The organism is Asaia sp. A2 (assembly GCF_057319415.1).
The window spans coordinates 102,035-123,376 of the sequence record NZ_JBXWTO010000009.1; the positions used below are offsets into that span (position 1 = coordinate 102,035).

A 21,342-nucleotide genomic window follows, 5' to 3' on the forward strand; every position below is an offset into this window, starting at 1 on the left:
TCTTTTAGGAGTCGAAGGATGATCGCACCGCTCAAATCCGGCACTGCCGGCATCATCAAGGCGACAATCCCCGCTTTGGAGGCCCATGGTGTAGAGATCACCAAGACCATGTATGGCGCTCTGATGCGCGATCCTGCGATTGCAGCCATGTTCAATCAGACCGATCAGGCCAATGGTCGTCAGCCCCACGCCCTGGCGGCAGCGGTTCTGGCCTATGCACGGCATATCGAACATCCGCAAAAGCTGGAGGCCGCGCTCGGCTTGATTATCGAGCGCCATGTCGCTGTCATGGTCAAACCTGAGCAATACCCAGTGGTGGGCAAGGCGCTTCTGGGCGCAATCAAGACAGTAGTGGGTGATGCCGCGACTCCCGAAATCATTGACGCCTGGGCGGATGCATACCGTTTCCTTGCCGACATGCTGATTGATCGGGAAGCCAGCATTTACGCTGAGCGCGCGGCGTTGCCCGGTGGATGGCGCGAATGGCGTACGTTCCGGGTTGCCTCCATAATGCGAGAGAATGATGCCGTTACCTCTTTCTGGCTGGTGCCTGAAGACGGCAAGCCAGTGCTGTGCCATGAGCCCGGCCAGTTCCTGACATTCCGCCTTGACCGCAATGGCCTCTCCACCCGGCGCAGTTACAGCATCTCAAGCGCACCCGATTCGAGCGGTTACAGGATTTCGGTCAAGCGCGACCCTTTGGGCGAGGTATCGCGCTGGTTCCACGATACGCTCAGAGAGGGCGACCTACTTGATGTGGCGCCGCCCGCAGGCAATTTTACCCTGACAAGTATCGGCGCCGCGCCAGTTGCCCTCGTCAGTGCCGGTATTGGTATCACGCCCTTTATGAGCATGATCCTGGCCGCATGCAGCCAGAACGCGGGTCCAGCAATCCGACTAATTCATGGCGATCATGATATTGCTCGCATGCCCTTTCGCAAGGCACTGTCAGACGTCGCCGCGACACCAGGTGCCTGCCGCATCGATCTATTCAGCACTTCTGGCAAGAGCGGCAACGTGACGGCCCCGACCCATGCCGGTCGTATTTCAGCCCGCTGGATTGTCGATCATATTGAGGCTAATTCCCACATTTTTATTTGCGGTCCACGGACCTTTCAGCGTGACCTGATCGGCGGTCTTCGCCAGTGCAATGTTCCAGATGACCGCCTGCACCATGAATTCTTCGGCTCCGACGAACCTCTCCCCGGTTGAGATACCTCAGGCGTATGGCGCCACGGAACCAGCGCAATACGCCAAACCGCTCGCTATACTTGTAATTTTTGCAGACGGACCACGGTTATTAATATAGAACGATTGTAATTATTGGCATGTTTAATGTAATCACGAAACTTTTTTTTGAAAAAATATACTAATTCTGTAAATAATAAATAGATTCATTTAAATTGCTTATATTTATTTACATTGATGGCTATTACCTTAATTTAACATACATATTTGTTCTTCAGAAATATTTTATCTCTTTGTTCCTTGCAAGACATCCTGTAATCCACCGACCTTTGCTTTCAGAGGAAGGATGTGATGGCGGTTATCTTTGAAGGTGACGATCTGGTCGTTCACTAATTAGAAGGTGATAGTCAATACGCCGTCATTACCTTTTGTGGTATTGATTTATGCAATCGGGCCACGGAGGAATTTTTTGGCGAGAGGCCTCTCCGCATCGGCAATATCCGCAGCATCGGTATTACGACGAAAAGGGCACACTGGTTTCGGTCGCCGGAAGTCGATCAGGTTATCGCGTTAATCAATACTCGCCTCGATACGATCGAAAACAGGGTTATCCTGGGGTATTCCATGGGCGCCCACCCGGCTTTGGTATGGTCAAAAAGGCTCGAAGCCAGAACTGTTTTTGCGATGGTGCCCAAATACTCCCTAGATCCGGCCATTTGCAATGTCGATCCGGGCCATGTCGACCGGTTTTTCTGCGAAGAGCTGCGCGGGATGTTCATCGACCGTGATGATGTAAGTGGTCGCGTATTTATCGTTCATGATCCCTATCATCAACACGATACGTATCATGCGACATTGATTGCGGAAAAGCTGTCAGGCCATGATGTCACATCAATCCCGAGTTTCTACTCAGATCACTTCATTCCCTACGCATTTACAGGACGTCACAAGTTCTTTCGCCTGATCGATGCACTCGCTCATGGCTCGCGAGAACAGATCTGTCATGCCTTCTCCAAAGAGCGCCGCACAAGTCTCAATAACGTCGAGGCGCTCTTTCTGCGAAACATTCATGATCGACCCGATCGATCATATCAAACCCTTCTGGCTCCGGCTATTTTTGCCCATGACAATCTCAAGCCGCTTCTTGGCAGAGCGCTCGAGATAGGACGCCTGTCCCACCGTCTCTCTGAGCGTGGGCGCCTTGATGAGGCTGCGATCTGTCGCAATCTACCCTGGGAGTATATGCGTCATGGGAAAGATATTAATCGATCAACCGTACTCGGGTGCGGCATGAGGCGGCTTATTACGGCACCATTAGGCTTTCACGGACATCTTCTAAGTTATGATGTCCCCAATCGCACCTTTATCGGCACAGATCTGCTCGGAGGCGCGCCACTTCACCGCCCTATCACGATCAAACGCTTTGGAGGGAATCTGTTTCTCGAGATCAGGATCGGTGATGAAACGCTCTATCTCTACGAGAATGAGGGGGTGATCCTGTCCTCAAATGAGCCACGTATTTCCGGTTTTCAGCTCGTGAAAAGCGCGCGCAATCCGCATCATCTCATAAGGTCACGCCTGGGCAATCTGTGTTCTCACCCCAATGGCACTTATGAACTGACCTCGACGAATCAGCTGGAGTGGGAGGAGTTTGCGGTTCCTACTGAATTATCCCTCTGACCTGCCCTGTTCCGGGTCACATCAGAGGTACAGTATGCGCCACCCTATAAGAAGCTTACCTCTCCTTGGGTGGCTGCCAGCAGGACGCATGATCGCCTCAGGGTTTCGGCCAGCCTGTTGCAGGACGATCGAAATGGCTCAAAAGGTCCTGATCAGGAATATTCGTCAGGTCCTTGCTCTCACTCTTGATGAGCTTTTTGCTGGTTGCCTTGGAAAGATGCTCACGAATGTCATGCAGAACGTGAGGCGCTGCCGCCAGCACAAGTCCTTCAAGAGCAGGATTGTCACCCAGCGCCGTCTCGATCTCTTCAGCAATTTGTCTGGCAAACCGCTCCTTGACCTGCACTTTCGGATCCGAACGGGGCTCCTTTATCGAAGCAACATCCCCTGCTGCATCGGTCGCCTTATCATGGGCACCAAATCGCTGGATCGTTCGCATCTGCTGGCCATCATAGCGCAGAAAGCGTGCCTTTTCTCCATCGCAAACTGCATAAAGTACTGGGTCCTGAACGGCCATAAGACATCTCCTGTATTCACGAATAATGAACGCGCAGAGGTAAAGGCAGTTTCTGTTTACACACTTACTTGAATGACACTCAAAAAGACAGCGCCAGTGCGTCGTGCAGTAGTCGCCATGACGTCTGATCCGGTGCGTAAAGCAGACCCTGCCCTTGCAGCGACGGGTGATAGGAAACGCCGTTCAGCCGAGCGCCATAGGCTCCTGCTTCATGCATGAGCAACCAGCCCGGACAGTGATCCCACAGACAGGTGCGACTATAGGCCAGAACATGACCATGCCCCGCCGCAACCATGCGGTATTCATGTGCAGCGCAGCGTAAATCCCATAACCCGGTCATGGCTCGCAGGCTCTGATCGCCTCGCTCCCTGTCCTTCATCGGCAGCGTACGCCACGCAATCTTTCCGGTGACATCCTCGATGCGCGAAAACGGACCTGCTGCCCGCATTGGCCGCAAGGTGCCATTCCGGTCTTCCAGCCAGGCACCCTCTCCCTTCAGGGCGAGAGCGGAACTCATTGTGATGGGGTCATGAATGACACTGGCGACCGGCACACCGCGCTCCAGCACCGCCATCATCACCCCGAAAACCGGCAGTCCTGCCGCGTAATTCGCCGTACCGTCGATTGGATCGATGGTAACGGACAAAGCTGCCTCTCCGGCCTGATCAATCAAGGCAGGACAGGTGCAGCATCGCTCTTCCCCAATCAGGACAGCTTCAGGCAAGAGACGCCTGAGCTGGTCGGCAATGAACTCCTCAGCCAGGACATCAGCCACAGTCACCAGATCAGAGGGCGAGGATTTTGTGCGAATATCACTTTCGGACAAGCGTCCGAAGCGAGGCATGACGATGCGTGTTGCGGCATCACGCGCAATGGCCGAAAGATCTTCCAGCACAGTACGTGTCACAATACGAGACCGTACTGCCGTCATGATGGCCTCACCCTCACTCAATCCTGCCTCCCTGGGGGAAACCTTCCTCCCCCTTCAAGCACTATCCGGAGGATTTCAGGCAGATACAAGGCAATCTGGATAAAGCTGCCCGAAGCGTGCCCGATCCTGCTCGAACAAACGCACGTCGAGCTTGATCTCGGTTTCCTGGTCCAGACGTTCCAGAACCTCGCCATGCTCATAAAGCCATGCCAGCGCGGCACCGTTGCTGATATCGAGGCTCACACGCGTCAGGCTCATCGACGCCGTCATATGCTGATCAAGCATCGAATAGAGATTAGGCAGCCCTTCGCCTGTCATGGCCGATATGGCCACACAACCGGGATGACGGGGCACAGCCTCGATACCGCCCATAAGATCCGCCTTGTTGAGAATTTCGATGGTTCGCTCAGGCCAGTTCTCATCAAGCATGCCATCACGCACCATGCCATCCAGTACGTTGATGACATCAGCGCGCTGAGCAGCACTATCCGGGTGAGCAATATCGCGCACGTGAAGGATGATATCAGCCTCGGCCACTTCTTCGAGCGTCGCGCGAAAGGCCGCAACCAGCTCGGTCGGCAGTTCGCTGATAAACCCGACAGTGTCCGACAGGATGACCCTGCGCCCTGAGGGAAGGCGCAGACCACGCATCGTAGGGTCCAGCGTGGCAAAAAGCTGATCCTGCGCATGAACGGCAGAGCCTGTCAGTGCATTGAACAGCGTTGATTTACCGGCGTTGGTGTAGCCCACCAGAGCGACCACCGGGAAGGGCACCTTCTTGCGGGCGGAGCGATGCAGGCCACGCGTGCGGCGTACCTGATCGAGATCCTTGCGCAGTCTGACCAGCCGCTCGTCGATCATGCGACGGTCAGCCTCGATCTGGGTTTCACCTGGACCGCCGAGAAAGCCGAAACCACCGCGCTGACGCTCCAGATGGGTCCAGAGCCTGACGAGACGGGAACGCTGATATTCCAGATGCGCCAGTTCGACCTGCAATACGCCCTCACGGGTCGCTGCGCGCGCGCCAAAGATATCCAGAATGAGCCCGGTGCGATCGAGCACCTTGCAGTCCAGCGCCTTCTCGAGATTGCGCTGTTGGCCGGGTGAAAGTTTGGCGTCCACGATCATGACCTTGACGTCATTCTCGTGCACCAGCTCGGCCAGTTGCTCAACCTGCCCCTTGCCAAACAGGGTCGCAGGGCGAACCGCACGGATGGCCAGAACAGCCTGCCTGACGACAACGAGACCGATGGAAGAGGTCAGCCCGACAGCCTCTTCAAGACGGGCTTCCGCAGCGCGGAACTCGTCATTGGGTGTCGGGCGCGCCCAGGGTAGAATGACCGCAGCGCGTGTCGCGGGGGGTGTCGTACTTGTCGTCACTGACACGTCTTGGGGAAACTCCAGTCCTAAAGGCTTAGCTCGCCATCCTGAGCAAAAAGCGCCAGGGGAGCGACAGGCATGATCGTGCTTACCGCGTGCTTGTAGACAAGCTGGGTGTGGCCGTCACGACGCAGAATGATGGTCTCGTGATCAAACTGGGGAATGACACCCTGCAACTTCACGCCATTGACGAGAAAAACAGTTACGGGAAGCGCATGTTCCTGCAGATGCTGAAGAAACAGGGATTGTACGGTTTCACCCTCCTGAAACTCGGCAAAGGGGGCGGTCTGGGGCGACGGGGTGGGGTTTGCTCTGGCCAAGATTGCTCTTCTTCTTTTCAGGTGTTTGCAGGGGCCCCTGTCCGGGGGCCGGGAGACAACGCGTGAAACAGGCCCCCGGCTTTATGGCCCCTACCTTATCTTTATTGAAATTGGGTTTCCAGACTCACAAAGTCCGGTCTTCAGGTGTTACACCAAGCTGCTTGAGCTTGCGATGAAGGGCACTACGCTCCATCCCGACGAAGTTCGCAGTGCGGCTGATGTTACCACCAAAACGCAAAAGCTGCACTTGCAGATATTGCGTTTCAAACAGGTCGCGTGCTTCACGCAGGGGCAACGCCATGACATCCGCCCCGGCATCGAGACGCGTCATGGATGGCGCACCCTGGCTGACCGTACTGGGCAGCATGTCGGCACGAATGAGATCCTGACCATTGGGCATCATGATCAGAAGGCGCTCCATGAGGTTGCGCAGCTCCCGGATATTTCCCGGCCATTCATAGGATTGCAGCGCTGCCAGTGCATCGACCGATAGCTCGCGTGGCGCAAGACCGGCATTCTCGGCGTAACGACGCAGGAAATGCTGCGCAAGGGACGGGATATCCTCACGACGCTCACGCAGTGAGGGCAGGCGCAGCGGCACCACAGCCAGACGGTAGTAAAGGTCCTCGCGGAAACGCCCCAGGGCAATTTCACCCTGAAGATCGCGGTTTGTGGTGGCGATCACACGCACATCCACCTTGACCCTTGTCGAACCACCCAACCGCTCGAACGTCTGGTCCTGCAACGCGCGCACGATCTTGCCCTGGGTCTCCAGCGGCATGTCCGCCACTTCGTCCAGCAGCAGCGTCCCCTTATGGGCCCGCTCCAGCACGCCGGTACGACGCATCACACCATCGGATTGCCCCTCGATACCGAACAGTTCTTCCTCAAAACGGTTCGGCGCGAGCGTTGCACAGTTCAGGGCGATAAACGGCCCCGTGCCCCGGCGCGAGCGTGCATGGACCATGCGCGCCGCAATTTCCTTGCCCGACCCAGCAGGGCCGGTAATCAGCACGCGTGAATTTGTGGGCGCCACACGCTCGATCTGCCCCCGCACGGCGCTGATGCCGGGGCCGTCACCGAAAAGCAGCGTCTCGTTTCCCGAGCGCAGACGCAGCTCGGCATTCTCGCGTTCAAGGCGCGCGGCTTCCAGCGCACGCTGGACCACAACAATCAGACGATCAGCCTGAAAGGGCTTTTCGATGAAATCATAGGCCCCGTGCTGAAGGCTCGAGACGGCAGTCTCGATGGTGCCGTGGCCGGAAATCATGACAACCGGCAGACCCGGCTCCTCCGCCTTGATCGTCTTGAGCAGATCGATGCCATCAAGGCGCGATCCCTGCAACCAGATGTCAAGGATGACCAGCGACGGGCGACGTGCCCGGAATGCCGCCAGCGCCTGATCCGAATTGGCGGCAACGCGCGTTTCATATCCCTCATCACGAAGGAGCCCCTCGATGAGAAGCCGGATATCCGGCTCGTCATCGACGATCAGGATTTCATGCTCCATGCGCATTCCTCATCAGAAGTTCACTGCTCCCTGCTCGTCTGGACCATAAGGTCGGGCTGTGCATCGGACATCTCGCGCACAGGCAGGGTGAGCGTCGAGACGGTTCCACGCCCGTCCGGTCGGTCCTCCAGCCTGATCCCACCTGTGTGATCCTCCATGATCTTCTTGACGATGGCGAGCCCCAGCCCCGTCCCTTTCGGTTTGTGCGTGATATACGGTTCCGTCAAGCGGTGGCGGTCAACAGAAGGCAAACCGATGCCGTCGTCAACGACCTGCACCATGGCTTCTCCCCCCGCAACCCCCAGAGCCACGCGTATACTTCCCTGGGTCGCCCGCCTTTCATTCCCCGCTTCGCCCTGTCCGTCCATCTGAGCGGTGTCGCCCTGCTCTTCACGTTCCTTCGCCGCCATGGCCACGGCATCGGCGGCGTTCTGCAGCAAATTGGTCAGGGCCTGGCCAATCAGACGCCTGTCGCAATGCACGAGAGGACCACGAGCCGGCATATCGGTCGTGTCATAGATGATCTCGGGATGAGCATTGCGCTGGAGGACCAGAGCCTCTCGCACCAGACGCGATAGATCCTCGTCCTTGAGGACGGGCTGCGGCATGCGGGCAAAAGACGAGAATTCATCCACCATACGCCCGATATCGCCAACATGACGCACGATGGTATCCACGCACTGACCAAATGTTTCCGGATCGGAACTGATCTCGCGCAGGAAGCGACGCTTCAGACGCTCTGCCGAGAGCTGGATGGGCGTCAGCGGATTCTTGATTTCATGAGCGATGCGCCGGGCCACGTCGGCCCAGGCTGCCTTGCGCTGGGCCGCCAGAAGCGCCGTGATATCATCGAACGTGACGACATAGCCCGTCGAATCATCGCTTCCTTGCTCACCCACCACACGCACCAGAAGCGTGCGGCCGGATGTACCCACACTGGGGCCATCGCCAAGCACAGCCCCTCTCTCAGCGACATCAATCTGGATTTCAGCGGTGTGCGCCTCTCCGGGCTCTGCCCGCGCCTGATCGAGCATGGTGCCGAATTCCGGCACAACATCGCGCAGGGCCTGCCCCTTACCACTGTCCAAGTCACGCTGAAGCAGTCTGGAGGCCGCGCGATTGGGTAGTTCGATCACCTGATGCGCATCGAGACCAATCACGCCGGCCGACACACCCGAAAGCACCGTTTCGGTGAAGCGACGCCGCTCATCAATCTGCTCATAGGCTTCCATCAACTCCGTGCGCTGGGTCGAAAGCTGATCGGTCATGCGGTTGAAGGCACGCGACAGGGTGCCAACCTCATCATCACGCCGGGCGTCGCGGGCCCGTGCTTCAGGCACACGCACACTCAGATCGCCCTCGCTCACCCGTCGCGCTGCCAGGATCAGGAGCCCGAGAGGCTGGGTAATCTGTTTGGCCAGAACCAGCCCCGTCAACATGCCGATGCTGAGCACCAACAGGCCCAGTAGCGCGAAGATCAGTGCAAAGCTCACCTGTATGGCCGAGCGATGCGCGTCGAGACGCTGATATTCCGAAACGACCGCATCGGTATGACGCATATGTTCGAGAATCTTGGCATCGACCGGGCGCGTAATGACCAGCATCAGCCCGGAACTTGGCCCAAGGCTGACAACAGCACGCACAGTGCGCTCATCCGGACTGTCGAGAATCGCCACGTCATTGGTGCGTGCCAGGGTCGTGGCATCCTTGGGCGGCAGGGCAAGCTGCTTGCCCTGCAGGGCCGCCAATCCGCCTGAAGCCACCACCTTGTTGGTGTAGGAATCGAACACCACAGCCTCGTTCAGGCCGCGTTCAGTGGCTTCCACATCCAGCATCATCCCGAGTTGACCCGGATCACGCATCAGATCCACGCCGTGGCGATACATCTCGTCATTATTGGCGGTGATGATGATGTTTGCCAGGGCAAAGGCTTCGGTACGGATATTGTCGTTATGCTCCTGCAGATAGCCTGCTGCCACGTCACGTGCTTCGGTCAGCGCCGTGTTCACCCTGTTGGAAAACCAGATCTGGATACCGAAATGGAAGAACAGGGCCGCAAGGCCCCCAATCACCACAGTCGGGGCTACAGCGACCACGCCGAAAAGCGTGATCAGCCTGACATGAAGCCGCGCCCCTGCCAGACCGGTGCGGCGCTCGGCAAGCATGCGCCCGACGCGCATGATCACAGCCGCCCCTAGAAGAAGCAGCACCACGAAATCGAGCAGGAACACGACGGATTCGATCTGGGGCCGGTAGGCAAAGGAAAGGCCACGCGCCAGAACCACAAATGTCGTGATCAGCAGAACCAGCGCCGCACAGGCCAGAACCATCGCCGTCTTGAGACGGCTGACACGCCGTATGACCCGCTGAAAGGCAGAGATATGCTCTGTCTGCGGTCCGATCCCAGGCGTGGCCTCATCCGCGAAGGGGCCAGACGCATGCGTGATTACGGGCTTGTCCCTGTCTGTCATGACCGTGTGCGCCCTGTCTCGATACCAAGAAGCTGCAACCGTTTGCGCAGCGTATTGCGGTTGATCCCCAGAAGGGCGGCCGCCCTGATCTGATTGCCTTCTGTCGCCCTGAGTACGAGACGGAACAAGGGTCGCTCGACTTCTGCCAGCACGCGGGCATGGAGCGACCCCTGCACATCGCTTTCAAGATCGAGCATTGAGGGAAGATAACGCGCCAGAAGCCCCTGAAAAGAGGCGGCATCAGCCGTTGTGTCCACCCGATGCAACGCAGCAAGACGCGATGCCGTCACGACCCCATCCGCTCTGGATTGCGCAGCGTGAGACAGGAGCTGACGTATCTGGCGGAAGTTGCCGGGCCAGTCCTGCTGAGCCAGCCAGGCGGCGCAATCCGGATGAAAAACCGCCTCTCCGCCGTTCTGTTCGGCCCAGACCGCACAAAGCGCCCCCATATCGTCATGGCGCTCACGCATGGCAGGAACGGTGACACACTGTCGGCTCAGAAGGGTCGCCAGGGCCTCGTCCATGCGGCGATCCTGCACAAGGCGCGCAGGCGTCCATGTACTGGTGCAGATCACCACCGGGCGTTCATTGGCAGGTTTGTTGCACAACAGCGCAAGCAGGCTGGCTTGCAGGCCTGGCTCAACAAGGCCGATCTCACCAATGAACAGGCACCTGGCCTGATCCGCCAGAGCCTCTTCAAAGGAGAGGCGATCGATAACCGGCACGAAGCGGCCCGGTCGGGCAGACTGCACCCAGAGATAACGCGCAGCCCGTGTCCGGCCGCTGCCTGCCTCACCGCACAGCATGAGTGCGTCGAGCGACGGCAGGCAGGCATCAAGCCGATCCCGCAATTGTCGGACCGCTTCAGACTGCCCGTCGAAACCAAGACTGGCCGGTGCAGGATGCTTCAAGGCATGAGGCGCCACGTTCGCCGCGCCTCGGATATCTGGCTCTGCATTTTCAGAAAGCATGCCGGCAGAGGCGCGATCGTGCGGCATCAGGAGCGCACTGACACGGTTGCGATCATCATGCGCCCGACTGGCCTGAACCGGTAAGGCAAGGCGCGATCAGATCTCTCTCATTCACGGAATTCAGAGGTCCGGAATACAGGGACGCATCATGATGCAGCGGACGCGTCATTCAGGCAGCTTCTTCAACCGTATCGCCGGAATCGGGGCGCTGATGCGTGGATTCACGGTCGCGCACGACCCCGTTGGCGATCTGCTGATCGTAGAACGCCGTGAGGTGGTCGATCACGTCCTGCGCTGTATCCATCTTGTTGATGCTGGCGCGGAACGCGGCTGAACCGGGCAGGCCGTGCGAGTACCAGGAGACATGCTTGCGCGCGAGACGAAGGCCGGGACGCTCACCAAAATGGTCCAGCATCATCCCGTAATGGCGCAGAACGATGGCTTTCTCCGTCTCGAGGTCCGGATCCGGCATGTTCTCGCCCGAACGAAGCGACTGCGCCACCTGTGCCAGAAACCATGGCCGCCCGTAGCAACCGCGACCGATCATCACACCATCCGCCCCCGAGGCCGCCAACGCATCACGGGCATTCTGAATGGAAACGATATCCCCGTTGACGATCACAGGCAGGGAGACGCTTTCCTTCACCGAGCGAACGAAATGCCAGTCTGCCGTGCCGTTATAGAACATCTGGCGCGTGCGCCCGTGAACGGTCACAAGGCGAATACCAACATCCTCGGCAATGCGTGCCAGACGCGGGGCATTGAGCGACTGATGATCCCACCCCATGCGCATCTTCAGCGTCACCGGCACAGAAACGGCCTTGACCGTCGCTTCCAGCAAGGCCGCTGCCTTGACCTCATCACGCATGAGCGCGGATCCGGCAGATTGCCCTACCGCCACTTTTTTCACAGGGCAGCCAAAATTGATATCAATCAGGTCGGCACCCTGATCCACGGCAATTTTTGCGGCCTGCGCCATCGCCTCGGGGTCACATCCTGCCAGCTGAACGGAGTTGGGGCCGTTCTCGGCGCTGCGTGCCATGCGCAGGGTGTTCTCGTTCTCACGCACCATGGCCCATGAGGCGATCATTTCCGACACCACCAACCCGGCACCGAGGTCACGTGCCAGCTGACGGAAGGGCAGATCCGTGACACCCGACATCGGCGCCAGAATGACTGGCGTTTCGATCACGACACCACCGCCAAGATCGATCGGGCGTAGTTCAAGGCCGCGGCTCGACCCAGCCACGTCGGAAGAGGAGAGATTGCTCATGATGGGCCAAGGATACCGGCGGCCCTTGCGCGAAGCAATCAGAGATCGCCTCTCGTGGCGCAGAGAGTCCCTTGCACAACCCGCCCCCTTACGCGTCGGGATCGTTCAGCTTGCCGGGCTTGCCAGCGCTCTGGTCAGACGGGTCAGAGCAGCCTCGTCCGCAGGCAGGCCGAAACGCAGCAGGGTTTCATCCCATGCAAAGCGCCGCACCAGTATTCCGGCCTGCGCCAGCCTTTCCCATATCTCCTGGGCATGGGCCGTTCGCCAGAGGCTGAAAAGCTGCGTTCCCCCCACAAATGACAGGCCGGCGTCATGCAGGATGTGGCGCAGGACTTGTGTCTGATGCGCGAGACGCAGGCGTATCGAGTCGCGCCAGGTCGTATCCAGCAGCGCCTCTCGCCCGATCTGGCAACCGGCTGTGCTTACGGCCCAGGGGCCCATGACTTCCCGCATGGCTTGGAGCACTGGATGGGTACCCAGCAGAAAGCCAAGACGGACCCCCGCGAGCCCATAGGTCTTGCCGAAAGAGCGACAGACGATCAAGCCCCTGTGCGGCAGCAGGGACGCTGCACTGACAGGTTGGAAATCGGCAAAGGCTTCATCAATGACCAGCACCCCGCCCGCATGGCTGTGACTTTCAGCGAGAGAGGCCATCTCTCCGACGCTCAGAACATGCCCTGTCGGATTATTGGGCGCACAGATGATCGTAACGATGTTTCGTCCCGGCATTGGCAGGGATGCACCATGCGGGATAAAGGTAATCGGTACCCCCGCTGCTGCCCAGGCGGTCTCATGCCCACTATAGGTGGGTGTCAGGATACGAACACCCTCTACCTTTTGCAGCCGCGAGAGCAGGACGGGCAACAACCCGATCAGCATCTGCGTGCCCGGACCCGCCAGAACCTGATCTGGCGACACGCCGTAAGCCTGTGATGCCGCAAGGCGCAGCGCCTCTTCCTCCGCGGGATCAGGCAGGCGCGACAAGGCATCCGCCCCGGGCGAGGTGAACGGATAGGCGAACGGATTGATGCCGGTTGAAAGATCGATCAGGGGGGTGGGAGCCTGCGGAAAGCGATGCGCCAGCGTGCTCAGCTGGCCCCCATGCGCGGGCCAGGGCGTCATGCTATGATGCCGTTCCTCATGCTTTGCGGTCATCTTGCTCCATGTTCCTTCTCCTGACCCTTTGCGCTCTCGTGACAGAGAGCGTGTTCGGGTATCCGGACGCCCTGTTCCGCCTCATTGGCCACCCGGTAACATGGATTGGCCGACTGATCACGGCACTGGACAAGGGGCTGAATCCGCTCGTTCTCCCCTCCTGCGCGTCACCCCCCCGAAGGCAACACTCGATCATCAATGTCCGGGCGCGTGGTTTGCTGGCACTTGTCCTCATCATCGCTGTCCCGACAGGGCTTACGATCGCGGCACAGGCTGTTGCCCGTGCCGTCCTACCCATGCCGGTCATTTTCTGCCTCGAAATCTGCGCGGCCAGCACACTGATTGCCGGACGATCCCTTCATGATCATGTCCGGGCGGTTCTGACCGGGCTGCGCGCAGCTGGCCTTGACGGTGGGCGCAAGGCGGTCGCGATGATTGTCGGACGCGACCCCGAGGCTCTCGATCTTGCCGGCGTGGTTCGCGCTGCCACGGAAAGTCTGGCCGAAAATTTCTCTGATGGTGTCGTGGCCCCTGTCTTCTGGCTGGCCGTTTTTGGTTTGCCCGGCGCAGTGGCCTACAAGGCCATCAATACGGCAGACAGCATGATCGGCCATATGACGCCGCGCCATGAGGCTTTCGGACGCGCAGCAGCGCTCTGCGATGACTGCGTGAATATCCCGGCATCCCGTCTGACCGCGCTCTGGCTCGTTCTGGCGAGTCTGGCACCGGGCTACTCGACACGGGGTGCCCTGCGCACGGTATGGCGTGATGCCTCCCGCCATCGCTCCCCCAATGCGGGATGGCCGGAAGCAGCCATGGCTGGCGCGCTGGCTTTGCGTCTGGCAGGCCCCAGGCAGTATGGTGGCACAGTCATTGCCGATTCCTGGATGGGCGATGGGAAAATGACGGCCGACACCCGCGATCTTGCCCGCGCCCTCACACTCTACCGTCTGGGGTGCCTGATACAGGGCGGCTTCCTGCTCGCCCTGTTTTGTGGAGTATGCTCATGACCCCCCCCGCCTGTACCAGTGCGCCGGTTTTCGATCAGGATTTTCGCGACAGGCTCGATACGTTGTTCCAGTGGCGCCGCGATGTTCGCCATTTCCGGCGCGATCCTGTCCCGGAAGAGGTGCTTGACCATCTGCTCGCCGTCACCTGCGCCACCCCGTCAGTGGGACTCAGCCAGCCATGGCGTTTCATGCGCATCGACTCGCCCGAGCGCCGCGAGGCCGTGCGTCGGGAGTTCACGCTGCGCAATGCCGAGGCTCTGGCCGCAAGAAGCGCCACGGATAACACGGCCTATGCCCGCCTCAAGCTCGCAGGGCTTGAAGATGCCCCGCATCACATCGCTGTCTTCTGTGACCCCGACCCCGCTCAGGGGCGCGGTCTGGGGCGCATGACCATGCCTGAAACGGTCCAGTGGTCGGCAGTCATGGCCATTCATGGGTTCTGGCTCGCAGCGCAGGCCCATAATGTCGGGCTTGGCTGGGTGTCCATTCTCGACCCGGCGCATATGAACCCGCTTCTGGATGCCGAGCCTCACTGGCAGTTCATGGCCTATCTCTGCGTTGGCTATCCCGAGGAGGAGCACAGCACCCCCGAGCTTGAGAGACGCGGCTGGGAGCAGCGCTCGGGTGATCGTCATCGCTGGATCCTGCGCTAGGCACTTGCCCCCTCGCCTTTCCTCCTCTCACATCGACTGGCGGCAGCACGCAGGCTGCTGATGGTCAGATTATTCAGTCCGGGAGAGGCAACCCCTGCGCCGCGCAACTCATCCAGTCAATAAACAGCCGCACCGCCGCTGAGCGTTGCCTTGTAGGATAGGCATAAGCCAGGATATCTCCACTCTGGGCTGACCATTCAGGCAGGATCTTGACCAGCTGAGCGGCGACGCTTGGATGGTCGTAGAGGAAATTCGGCAAAACCGAGTAACCTTGTCCGGCCATCAGACTCTCAAGAATCAGATTGATCGGCCCGAGTGACAGATAGGGACGTGATCCCAGGTTTCGTGGCTCTCCCCCGGCTGAAAGACGCCAACCATCCCGCCCGGGATTATCGACATAGCCGATGTACGGCAGACGGGCGAGCTGATCGAAACTCTCCACTGACCCATACTGGTCCAGAAAGCTGCGTCCCGCCACGAGATGACGCTCATACCCCCCGATCCGTCGCACATGCAGAGACGGATCGTCGAACGTGCAGGTACGTATTGCCACATCGAACCATGTCATCTTGGCCTCAGGCACTTCATCGGCCAGAACGAAACTGATCTGACAAGACGGATAGCGTGCAGCGAAGGCATGAACCACCGGCAGGACGACATATCGCCCATAGGCAGCATTGGCGAGAATATGCAGTCTGCCCTGAGGGACGGCACCGTGGTTTTGCGTATCAAGGAAGGCTGTCTCAATTGCCTCCACACCGGCATTGCAGCGCCGGTAAAAGACCTCACCAGTGCGCGTAGGCAAGATCTGCTTTGACGTTCTGATCAGCAGATCAGTCTGGAGAGAGCCCTCAAGCTCGATGATCGCCTTGCTTATGACGCTTTTTGACACGCCAAGCATGCGTGCCGCGCCTGAGATCGATCCGGCTTCGACAACCGCTATAAAGTAGACCATGCCATTGAAATTTATTCTTTTTCTCATTGGTTCCCTCGGGCATCGTTCTAAAAAACCATACGATCGGTCGCAAAATCTTTCCTTGTTTTTACACAGCATTTCAGCCGATGCTCCCGATCGTCAAAATACGATCAAGCTTCAGATACCAAACAGTCTTAATCGTTACACATCGTTAAATACGCCAAACGAATCAAATAGGTAACACCGCCTTTACGAAGGTCTCTCTAGAAAACGCGGCCTACGATAAAAAACAAGACCGGAGATTGAGATGCACCGATTTAACCCACCTTCTACATTGCATAATGAAACTGTGAGCATCTGGAATAATTCCTTGGGGAATTCATCATTCGTTCGCAATTTTCCCGACTCTCACCATGAGTATTATGAGTCGAAGATGGTATTCGACGGCGCCCCGTACGCGCTCGACGATAACAGAGAGACCCATTGTGCCGTAAACGATGGTCTGGATGACGCCATTTCTTTCCTCGGCACGGATACAGGGCTTCTCGCCAATGCACAGAACGATCCTGTATCGATCCGGGTTGTCTGGAACCTGCTGGAAAATGTCTCGCGGGTCTACCTCCCCAAGGTTTCTGCAGCCAATGCGGAAGAGACGGTTTGCCTGTCGGTAAAGGGTGATCCCTATGCGGTGCGCGAGAACGGCGTCATGCTCGACGCGCTGAACTACGTGCGCATGCTGTTTTCCGAAACGGCACGGGCCGTGCCCGCTCTCTGAATTCCGGTTTTCTGCATCTCTGGGCCTGTGCCGGACGGGCCATCGGCAACACGTTCCGGCTCCTTTCCGGCACGCAGCCAGCAAAGCGCCCTGCAAGGCCATTTGTCAGATCGACAACAACTGATCGACCGCGACATGCGTCTCAAGATGATCCGCGAGCGCATCAAGCACCGCCTCGATGCGTGCCCTGTTGTCGAACGGAGAAGAGCTGGCACCAAGCCTTGAGAGAAAAGCAGACCGCGAGGCTGCCTGATCGAACAGGCCATGCAAATAAGTGCCACATACGCGGCCATCATCTGACCAGGCTCCATCCATCCGCCCATCGGCAAAACATAATACAGGCTGCGACAGGGCTGGTCCCTGTGTAACGCCGGCATGAATTTCGTAACCCGAAACTTCAGCTCCCGAATGAAGGACATGGCCGCCCGTCTGACGCACGGTCTTGCCTGGCATCAGACGGGTCTCGATATCGAGATAGCCAAGCCCTGCGCGGGTTTGAGGTGTGCCCTCCAGACCATGCGGGTCACTCACGCTGCGTCCGAGCATCTGGTACCCGCCACAGATCCCCAGAATATGACCGCCACGCCGATGATGCGCGGCAAGGTCGATATCCCAGCCCTGCCCCCTAAAGAAATCCAGATCGGCAATCGTCGCCTTCGATCCCGGCAGAATGACCAGATCGCAGACAGGCAGCGCCTCACCCGGCGGCACGAAAACCAGCGACAGATCCGGCTCGGCGCGCAGGGCATCCATGTCGTCGAAATTGGCGATCATGGGCATGAGCGGCACCACAACGCGCCACGTACCTGCCCCCTGCCAGCCGGTGGGCAGATCGCCCGTATCCTCCGGCGGCAGTTCGCGCATCGCAGGGAAAAACGGGACCAGACCGCAGGGTGCCCAGCCTGTCTGCTCGGCAATGAAACTCATGCCACTGGCAAACAGGCTGGCATCGCCACGCATGCGATTGACGATAAACCCCTTGATGCGTTCGGCATCCGCGGGCGTCAGAACCGTGCGCGTTCCAACCAGGCTGGCAATGACGCCCCCACGGTCGATATCGCCTATCAGGATAACGGGGAGATCAGCCGCCTCGGCAAACCCCATATTCGCGATGTCATTGGCGCGCAGATTGACCTCTGAGGCCGAGCCTGCCCCTTCGACAAGCACAATATCCGCCTGAGCTTGCAGATGATGAAAGCTCTCAAGCACGGCAGGCATCAGAAGAGGCTTTACGGCCTGATACTCACGCGCCTTGCGCTGCCCCCAGATCTTGCCTTGCAGGATGATCTGCGATCCGTGCTCTGATTGCGGCTTGAGCAGGACCGGATTCATATGCACGCTTGGCGCCACCCCGCAGGCCAACGCCTGAAGCGCCTGGGCACGGCCGATCTCGCCACCATCCGGTGTCACGGCGGCATTATTGGACATGTTCTGGGGCTTGAAGGGCCGTACACGCAAGCCGCGCCGTGTCAGCGCACGAGCCAGACCCGCCACCAGAACCGATTTGCCGACATTGGAGCCCGTTCCCTGAAACATCAGGGCGCGAGGGCTCAAAATTCGAAACCCTGTTGAGCTCTCACACCATCGCGGAAATGATGTTTCACAAGGGTCATCTCGGTGACCAGATCCGCAGCCTCGATCAGCCATGCCGGGGCATTACGCCCGGTAATGACAACATGCTGATGCGCGGGGCGGCTGCCCAGACCTGTCAGCACCGTGGCCTCGTCGAGATAGCCATAGCGCAACGCGATATTCAGCTCATCCAGCACCACCAGCGCCACATCCTCGCGTGCCAGCGCCATGCAGGCCTGCTCCCAGGCCCGCTTGCAGGCGGCAATGTCCCGCTCACGGTCCTGCGTCTCCCAGGTAAATCCCTCTCCCAATGCGTGGAACTGCGCCAGATCGCCAAAGCGGGCGAGCGCCCGCCTTTCGCCTGTATCCCATGCCCCCTTGATGAACTGCACGACAACCACCTTGCGCTCATAACCAAGCATACGCAGGGCAAGACCGAAGGCTGCTGTGGACTTGCCTTTGCCGGGGCCGGTATGGACCGCAATCAGCCCTTTCTCGATTGTCTTTTCAGCCACCTCATGGTCCTGCACCTCCTTGCGGCGCTGCATTTTCGCGCGGTGACGATCACGTTCGGCCTCCGAGGGATCCCCCTCAGGGGTGGCAGGCAGGTCACTCATCGCATTCGTCTCCAGACATGTCATCTTCAGAAAACGGACTCCGAAAGGAGGCCACACGCATGGTCATTTCATTTCGAGCGCACAGCCTGCCGCGACAAACAGGACGCGCTGCGCCCGCTGGGCCAGTTTCTGGTGCAGCAGCCCTGCCTCATCCCTGAACCGCCGTGCAAGGGCGTTTTCAGGCACGATGCCGAGCCCGACCTCATTGCCGACCAGCACCGTCAGGGCGCTGCGCCTGTCCAGCGCATCAAGCAGGGTTTCGGTCGCCTGTTCAATATCGCGCTCTTCGAGAATAAGGTTGGTGAGCCACAAGGTCAGGCAATCGACAAGCGCCGGTCCGGGCTCGTCCAGCGCCGTGGCCAGATCGAGGGGGGCCTCGATTGTTTCCCAACCGGCGCCGCGTTGTGCCCGATGCAGGGCAATGCGGGAGCGCATTTCATCATCCCAGGCACGCCCCGTCGCGATATAGCGCCACGGCCCCGGTTCCGCCGTTACAAGCGATTCGGCATGGCGGCTCTTTCCGGATCTGGCACCACCCAGAACAAGTATGGTTTTCATGACCGCTCCCCCTTGCAGAACCGCGCTTATCCCAACACAAAGGCGCCATGTCACCTTTCTGCTCTCTCGAAACCCTCCGGAACGCGTGCGAAACCCTGCCGGAGCCCGATACTGCAGCGATTAATGCCATCAGGGAACGAGAGGCACGGCTGACAAAGCCCGCGGGCAGCCTGGGGCGTCTCGAAACACTCGTTTCCTGGTTCGGCGCCTGGCGCCCCCTGCAAATCAATCAGGCAGCCATCTGCCTTTTTGCCGGGAATCACGGCGTTCTGGCGCAGGGCGTCTCGGCCTGGCCGGCCAGTGTGACCGCTGCCATGATCAGCAATTTCAGGCAGGGTGGAGCCGCCATCAACCAGCTGGCCCGTCAGGCCGATGCGTCGCTTTACATCGTGCCGGTGGGGGGCCTCACCCCCAGCGCGGACCTGACATGCACGCCGGCGCTCACGACAGAGGCCTTTCTTCAGGCTGTCTCGACGGGATACGACGCCGTCCCGGCACGATGCGATCTGCTCGCCCTTGGTGAAATGGGGGTGGGCAATACCACCCCAGCGTCGGCGCTAGCTGCTGCCCTGTTCGGCGGGGATGGCGCGACATGGGCAGGTCGCGGCGCAGGGCTGGATGACGACGGTATCGCGCGCAAGGCCAGGGCCATCGATACGGCGCTGGCCCTGCATGGTCGCGAACACCCGCCTCTGGAACTCGCGCGACGCTATGGCGGATGGGAACTGGCCGCCCTGCTGGGGGCCACGCTGGCCGCCCGTCACCGGCGCATCCCTGTCGTGCTCGATGGCTTTGTCGTGACGGCCTCGGTCGCGCCTCTGGCACTGATGCATCCATCAGGCCTGTCTCACACCGTGCTGGGCCATTGCTCGGGCGAGCAGGGCCATAGCCGCCTTTGCGCCCATCTCGATCTTGAGCCATTGCTCGATCTGGGGTTACGCCTTGGCGAGGGGTCCGGGGCCGCTCTAGCCATCCCGCTTGTGCGCGCGGCCCTCGCCTGCCACAATGGCATGGCAAGTTTTGATGATATTGCCGTTCTTGATGAGAATAATCGATCAATAAAGAGCTAGATGCCTATCATTCGCGCAGATTTCGCTGCGGGTCTCAGCCTGCTGACACGCCTGCCAACCGGCTGGCTTCTCGCCCCCGGCAAAAAGATAGACCTGACACGGTCCAGCTGGTGCTGGCCTCTGATCGGGGGTGCCATCGGTGCGCTGACCGGCACTGTGATGGTGCTGTGCATACGCCTTGGCATGCCAGCCATCGTTGCCACGGGCTGGGCCATCGCTTTTCAGCTTTTTCTGACAGGCGCCCTTCATGAGGACGGGTTTGCCGATACGGTGGATGGGTTTTTCGGTGGCCGTACGCCAGAGCACAGGCTTGAAATCATGCGCGACAGCCGGATCGGCAGTTATGGCGGGCTCGCCCTGAGCCTGCTGATGCTGCTGCGGGCTGGCACCATGACGACCCTTGCCACCCAGCCGATCCATATCATCTCTATTCTGGCAACAGCCGGGGCCTTCTCGCGCCTGTCGCTCATGCTGCCCCTGCTCTGGCTGCGTCCTGCCAGAGCCGATGGGCTGGCCCATGAGCTGCGCCACCTGCCAGCACGTGGCCTGCTGATTGCCATGATCCTGACAGCCCTGATTGCCAGCTCGCTCTCCGTACTGGGGGCGCTGTCTCTTTTTCTCGTGGCCTGCCTGGCCACACTTGGCCTGTGCAGCGTCGCCTATCGCCTGATCGGCGGCTACACGGGTGACGTGCTGGGGGCGACAGCCATCATCACCGAGCTTGTGGTTCTGACAGGGGCCAGCCTGCACGGGTTCGACAAACTGCCCCTGTAGA

The 21,342-nt window shown here is 59.4% G+C and carries 20 protein-coding genes; 7 read left to right on the top strand and 13 right to left on the bottom strand.

Features of this window, described 5'->3' with window-relative positions; all coding sequences use genetic code 11:
- Positions 1 to 18 precede the first annotated feature (18 nt).
- Together ACWNRM_RS09560 and ACWNRM_RS09565 are read left to right on the top strand one after the other, a co-directional pair.
- The gene (locus ACWNRM_RS09560) at positions 19 to 1,212 is read left to right on the top strand and encodes a globin domain-containing protein (protein WP_485170566.1); all 1,194 of its coding nucleotides are present in this window, start codon (positions 19 to 21) and stop codon (positions 1,210 to 1,212) included.
- A gap of 600 nt (positions 1,213 to 1,812) precedes the next feature.
- A complete protein-coding gene (locus ACWNRM_RS09565) occupies positions 1,813 to 2,868 on the top strand; it encodes a hypothetical protein (RefSeq protein ID WP_485170567.1) in 1,056 nt (351 codons plus the stop codon).
- A 97-nt stretch (positions 2,869 to 2,965) separates the two neighbouring features.
- On the opposite strand, the gene ACWNRM_RS09570 is transcribed toward ACWNRM_RS09565, so the two are convergent.
- The 9 genes from ACWNRM_RS09570 to cobD all read right to left on the bottom strand — a co-directional run bounded on the left by ACWNRM_RS09570 (position 2,966) and on the right by cobD (position 13,396).
- On the bottom strand, positions 2,966 to 3,385 hold the full coding sequence (locus ACWNRM_RS09570) for a host attachment protein (protein WP_485170568.1): 420 nt from the start codon (positions 3,383 to 3,385) through the stop codon (positions 2,966 to 2,968).
- A gap of 79 nt (positions 3,386 to 3,464) precedes the next feature.
- Complete coding sequence (locus ACWNRM_RS09575; protein ID WP_485172199.1) at positions 3,465 to 4,337, bottom strand: inositol monophosphatase family protein; 873 nt, start codon at positions 4,335 to 4,337, stop codon at positions 3,465 to 3,467.
- Between the two features lie 54 nt (positions 4,338 to 4,391).
- Entirely contained in the window at positions 4,392 to 5,696 is a 1,305-nt protein-coding gene (gene hflX / locus ACWNRM_RS09580) for a GTPase HflX (RefSeq protein ID WP_485172200.1), read from the bottom strand.
- 26 nt (positions 5,697 to 5,722) lie between these two features.
- Positions 5,723 to 6,016 (bottom strand): RNA chaperone Hfq, encoded by a 294-nt coding sequence (gene hfq / locus ACWNRM_RS09585; protein ID WP_023977891.1) that lies wholly within the window; start codon positions 6,014 to 6,016, stop codon positions 5,723 to 5,725.
- A 124-nt stretch (positions 6,017 to 6,140) separates the two neighbouring features.
- A complete protein-coding gene (gene ntrX / locus ACWNRM_RS09590) occupies positions 6,141 to 7,526 on the bottom strand; it encodes a nitrogen assimilation response regulator NtrX (protein WP_023977890.1) in 1,386 nt (461 codons plus the stop codon).
- 20 nt (positions 7,527 to 7,546) lie between these two features.
- A complete protein-coding gene (locus ACWNRM_RS09595; protein WP_485170599.1) occupies positions 7,547 to 9,856 on the bottom strand; it encodes a sensor histidine kinase NtrY-like in 2,310 nt (769 codons plus the stop codon).
- Between the two features lie 137 nt (positions 9,857 to 9,993).
- Complete coding sequence (locus tag ACWNRM_RS09600; protein ID WP_485170571.1) at positions 9,994 to 10,995, bottom strand: helix-turn-helix domain-containing protein; 1,002 nt, start codon at positions 10,993 to 10,995, stop codon at positions 9,994 to 9,996.
- 142 nt (positions 10,996 to 11,137) lie between these two features.
- On the bottom strand, positions 11,138 to 12,241 hold the full coding sequence (dusB, locus tag ACWNRM_RS09605) for a tRNA dihydrouridine synthase DusB (RefSeq protein ID WP_485170572.1): 1,104 nt from the start codon (positions 12,239 to 12,241) through the stop codon (positions 11,138 to 11,140).
- 105 nt (positions 12,242 to 12,346) lie between these two features.
- Positions 12,347 to 13,396 (bottom strand): threonine-phosphate decarboxylase CobD, encoded by a 1,050-nt coding sequence (gene cobD / locus ACWNRM_RS09610; protein ID WP_485170573.1) that lies wholly within the window; start codon positions 13,394 to 13,396, stop codon positions 12,347 to 12,349.
- Positions 13,397 to 13,404: 8 nt separating this feature from the next.
- Between cobD and cbiB the strand changes: the two genes are divergently transcribed.
- Entirely contained in the window at positions 13,405 to 14,406 is a 1,002-nt protein-coding gene (gene cbiB / locus ACWNRM_RS09615; protein ID WP_485170574.1) for an adenosylcobinamide-phosphate synthase CbiB, read from the top strand.
- Positions 14,403 to 15,059: a 5,6-dimethylbenzimidazole synthase gene (gene bluB, locus ACWNRM_RS09620; protein ID WP_485170575.1), complete on the top strand. Its 657-nt coding sequence runs from the start codon at positions 14,403 to 14,405 to the stop codon at positions 15,057 to 15,059. The genes cbiB and bluB overlap by 4 nt, the downstream gene beginning before the upstream one ends.
- Before the next feature lie 73 nt (positions 15,060 to 15,132).
- Here bluB and ACWNRM_RS09625 read toward each other — a convergent pair whose 3' ends face one another.
- On the bottom strand, positions 15,133 to 16,041 hold the full coding sequence (locus ACWNRM_RS09625; protein WP_485170576.1) for a LysR family transcriptional regulator: 909 nt from the start codon (positions 16,039 to 16,041) through the stop codon (positions 15,133 to 15,135).
- Positions 16,042 to 16,408: 367 nt separating this feature from the next.
- Here ACWNRM_RS09625 and ACWNRM_RS09630 point away from each other — a divergent pair, with 367 nt between their 5' ends.
- On the top strand, positions 16,409 to 16,750 hold the full coding sequence (locus ACWNRM_RS09630) for a hypothetical protein (protein WP_485170577.1): 342 nt from the start codon (positions 16,409 to 16,411) through the stop codon (positions 16,748 to 16,750).
- A gap of 105 nt (positions 16,751 to 16,855) precedes the next feature.
- On the opposite strand, the gene ACWNRM_RS09635 is transcribed toward ACWNRM_RS09630, so the two are convergent.
- The 3 genes from ACWNRM_RS09635 to cobU form a co-directional block, all read right to left on the bottom strand.
- Complete coding sequence (locus tag ACWNRM_RS09635) at positions 16,856 to 18,286, bottom strand: cobyric acid synthase (protein ID WP_485170600.1); 1,431 nt, start codon at positions 18,284 to 18,286, stop codon at positions 16,856 to 16,858.
- 14 nt (positions 18,287 to 18,300) lie between these two features.
- Positions 18,301 to 18,939: a cob(I)yrinic acid a,c-diamide adenosyltransferase gene (cobO, locus tag ACWNRM_RS09640; protein WP_485170578.1), complete on the bottom strand. Its 639-nt coding sequence runs from the start codon at positions 18,937 to 18,939 to the stop codon at positions 18,301 to 18,303.
- 63 nt (positions 18,940 to 19,002) lie between these two features.
- The gene (gene cobU / locus ACWNRM_RS09645; RefSeq protein WP_485170579.1) at positions 19,003 to 19,497 is read right to left on the bottom strand and encodes a bifunctional adenosylcobinamide kinase/adenosylcobinamide-phosphate guanylyltransferase; all 495 of its coding nucleotides are present in this window, start codon (positions 19,495 to 19,497) and stop codon (positions 19,003 to 19,005) included.
- Positions 19,498 to 19,544: 47 nt separating this feature from the next.
- Here cobU and cobT point away from each other — a divergent pair, with 47 nt between their 5' ends.
- Both cobT and ACWNRM_RS09655 read left to right on the top strand, forming a co-directional pair.
- Positions 19,545 to 20,567, top strand: coding sequence for a nicotinate-nucleotide--dimethylbenzimidazole phosphoribosyltransferase (cobT, locus tag ACWNRM_RS09650; RefSeq protein WP_485170580.1), 1,023 nt, complete (start codon positions 19,545 to 19,547; stop codon positions 20,565 to 20,567).
- The gene (locus tag ACWNRM_RS09655; RefSeq protein ID WP_485170581.1) at positions 20,568 to 21,341 is read left to right on the top strand and encodes an adenosylcobinamide-GDP ribazoletransferase; all 774 of its coding nucleotides are present in this window, start codon (positions 20,568 to 20,570) and stop codon (positions 21,339 to 21,341) included.
- The last annotated feature ends 1 nt before the right edge of the window (position 21,342 follow it).

What these genes read in the sequence shown, in the direction of transcription:
- ACWNRM_RS09560 (WP_485170566.1), top strand. Translation starts at nt 19, where the DNA reads ATGATCGCACCGCTCAAATCCGGCACTGCCGGCATCATCAAGGCGACA.
- ACWNRM_RS09565 (WP_485170567.1), top strand. Translation starts at nt 1,813, where the DNA reads ATGGGCGCCCACCCGGCTTTGGTATGGTCAAAAAGGCTCGAAGCCAGA.
- ACWNRM_RS09570 (WP_485170568.1), bottom strand. Translation starts at nt 3,385, where the DNA reads ATGGCCGTTCAGGACCCAGTACTTTATGCAGTTTGCGATGGAGAAAAG.
- ntrX (WP_023977890.1), bottom strand. Translation starts at nt 7,526, where the DNA reads ATGGAGCATGAAATCCTGATCGTCGATGACGAGCCGGATATCCGGCTT.
- ACWNRM_RS09595 (WP_485170599.1), bottom strand. Translation starts at nt 9,856, where the DNA reads ATGGTTCTGGCCTGTGCGGCGCTGGTTCTGCTGATCACGACATTTGTG.
- ACWNRM_RS09600 (WP_485170571.1), bottom strand. Translation starts at nt 10,995, where the DNA reads ATGCCGCACGATCGCGCCTCTGCCGGCATGCTTTCTGAAAATGCAGAG.
- dusB (WP_485170572.1), bottom strand. Translation starts at nt 12,241, where the DNA reads ATGAGCAATCTCTCCTCTTCCGACGTGGCTGGGTCGAGCCGCGGCCTT.
- cobD (WP_485170573.1), bottom strand. Translation starts at nt 13,396, where the DNA reads ATGACCGCAAAGCATGAGGAACGGCATCATAGCATGACGCCCTGGCCC.
- cbiB (WP_485170574.1), top strand. Translation starts at nt 13,405, where the DNA reads ATGTTCCTTCTCCTGACCCTTTGCGCTCTCGTGACAGAGAGCGTGTTC.
- bluB (WP_485170575.1), top strand. Translation starts at nt 14,403, where the DNA reads ATGACCCCCCCCGCCTGTACCAGTGCGCCGGTTTTCGATCAGGATTTT.
- ACWNRM_RS09625 (WP_485170576.1), bottom strand. Translation starts at nt 16,041, where the DNA reads ATGAGAAAAAGAATAAATTTCAATGGCATGGTCTACTTTATAGCGGTT.
- ACWNRM_RS09630 (WP_485170577.1), top strand. Translation starts at nt 16,409, where the DNA reads ATGGTATTCGACGGCGCCCCGTACGCGCTCGACGATAACAGAGAGACC.
- ACWNRM_RS09635 (WP_485170600.1), bottom strand. Translation starts at nt 18,286, where the DNA reads ATGTTTCAGGGAACGGGCTCCAATGTCGGCAAATCGGTTCTGGTGGCG.
- cobO (WP_485170578.1), bottom strand. Translation starts at nt 18,939, where the DNA reads ATGAGTGACCTGCCTGCCACCCCTGAGGGGGATCCCTCGGAGGCCGAA.
- cobU (WP_485170579.1), bottom strand. Translation starts at nt 19,497, where the DNA reads ATGAAAACCATACTTGTTCTGGGTGGTGCCAGATCCGGAAAGAGCCGC.
- cobT (WP_485170580.1), top strand. Translation starts at nt 19,545, where the DNA reads ATGTCACCTTTCTGCTCTCTCGAAACCCTCCGGAACGCGTGCGAAACC.
- ACWNRM_RS09655 (WP_485170581.1), top strand. Translation starts at nt 20,568, where the DNA reads ATGCCTATCATTCGCGCAGATTTCGCTGCGGGTCTCAGCCTGCTGACA.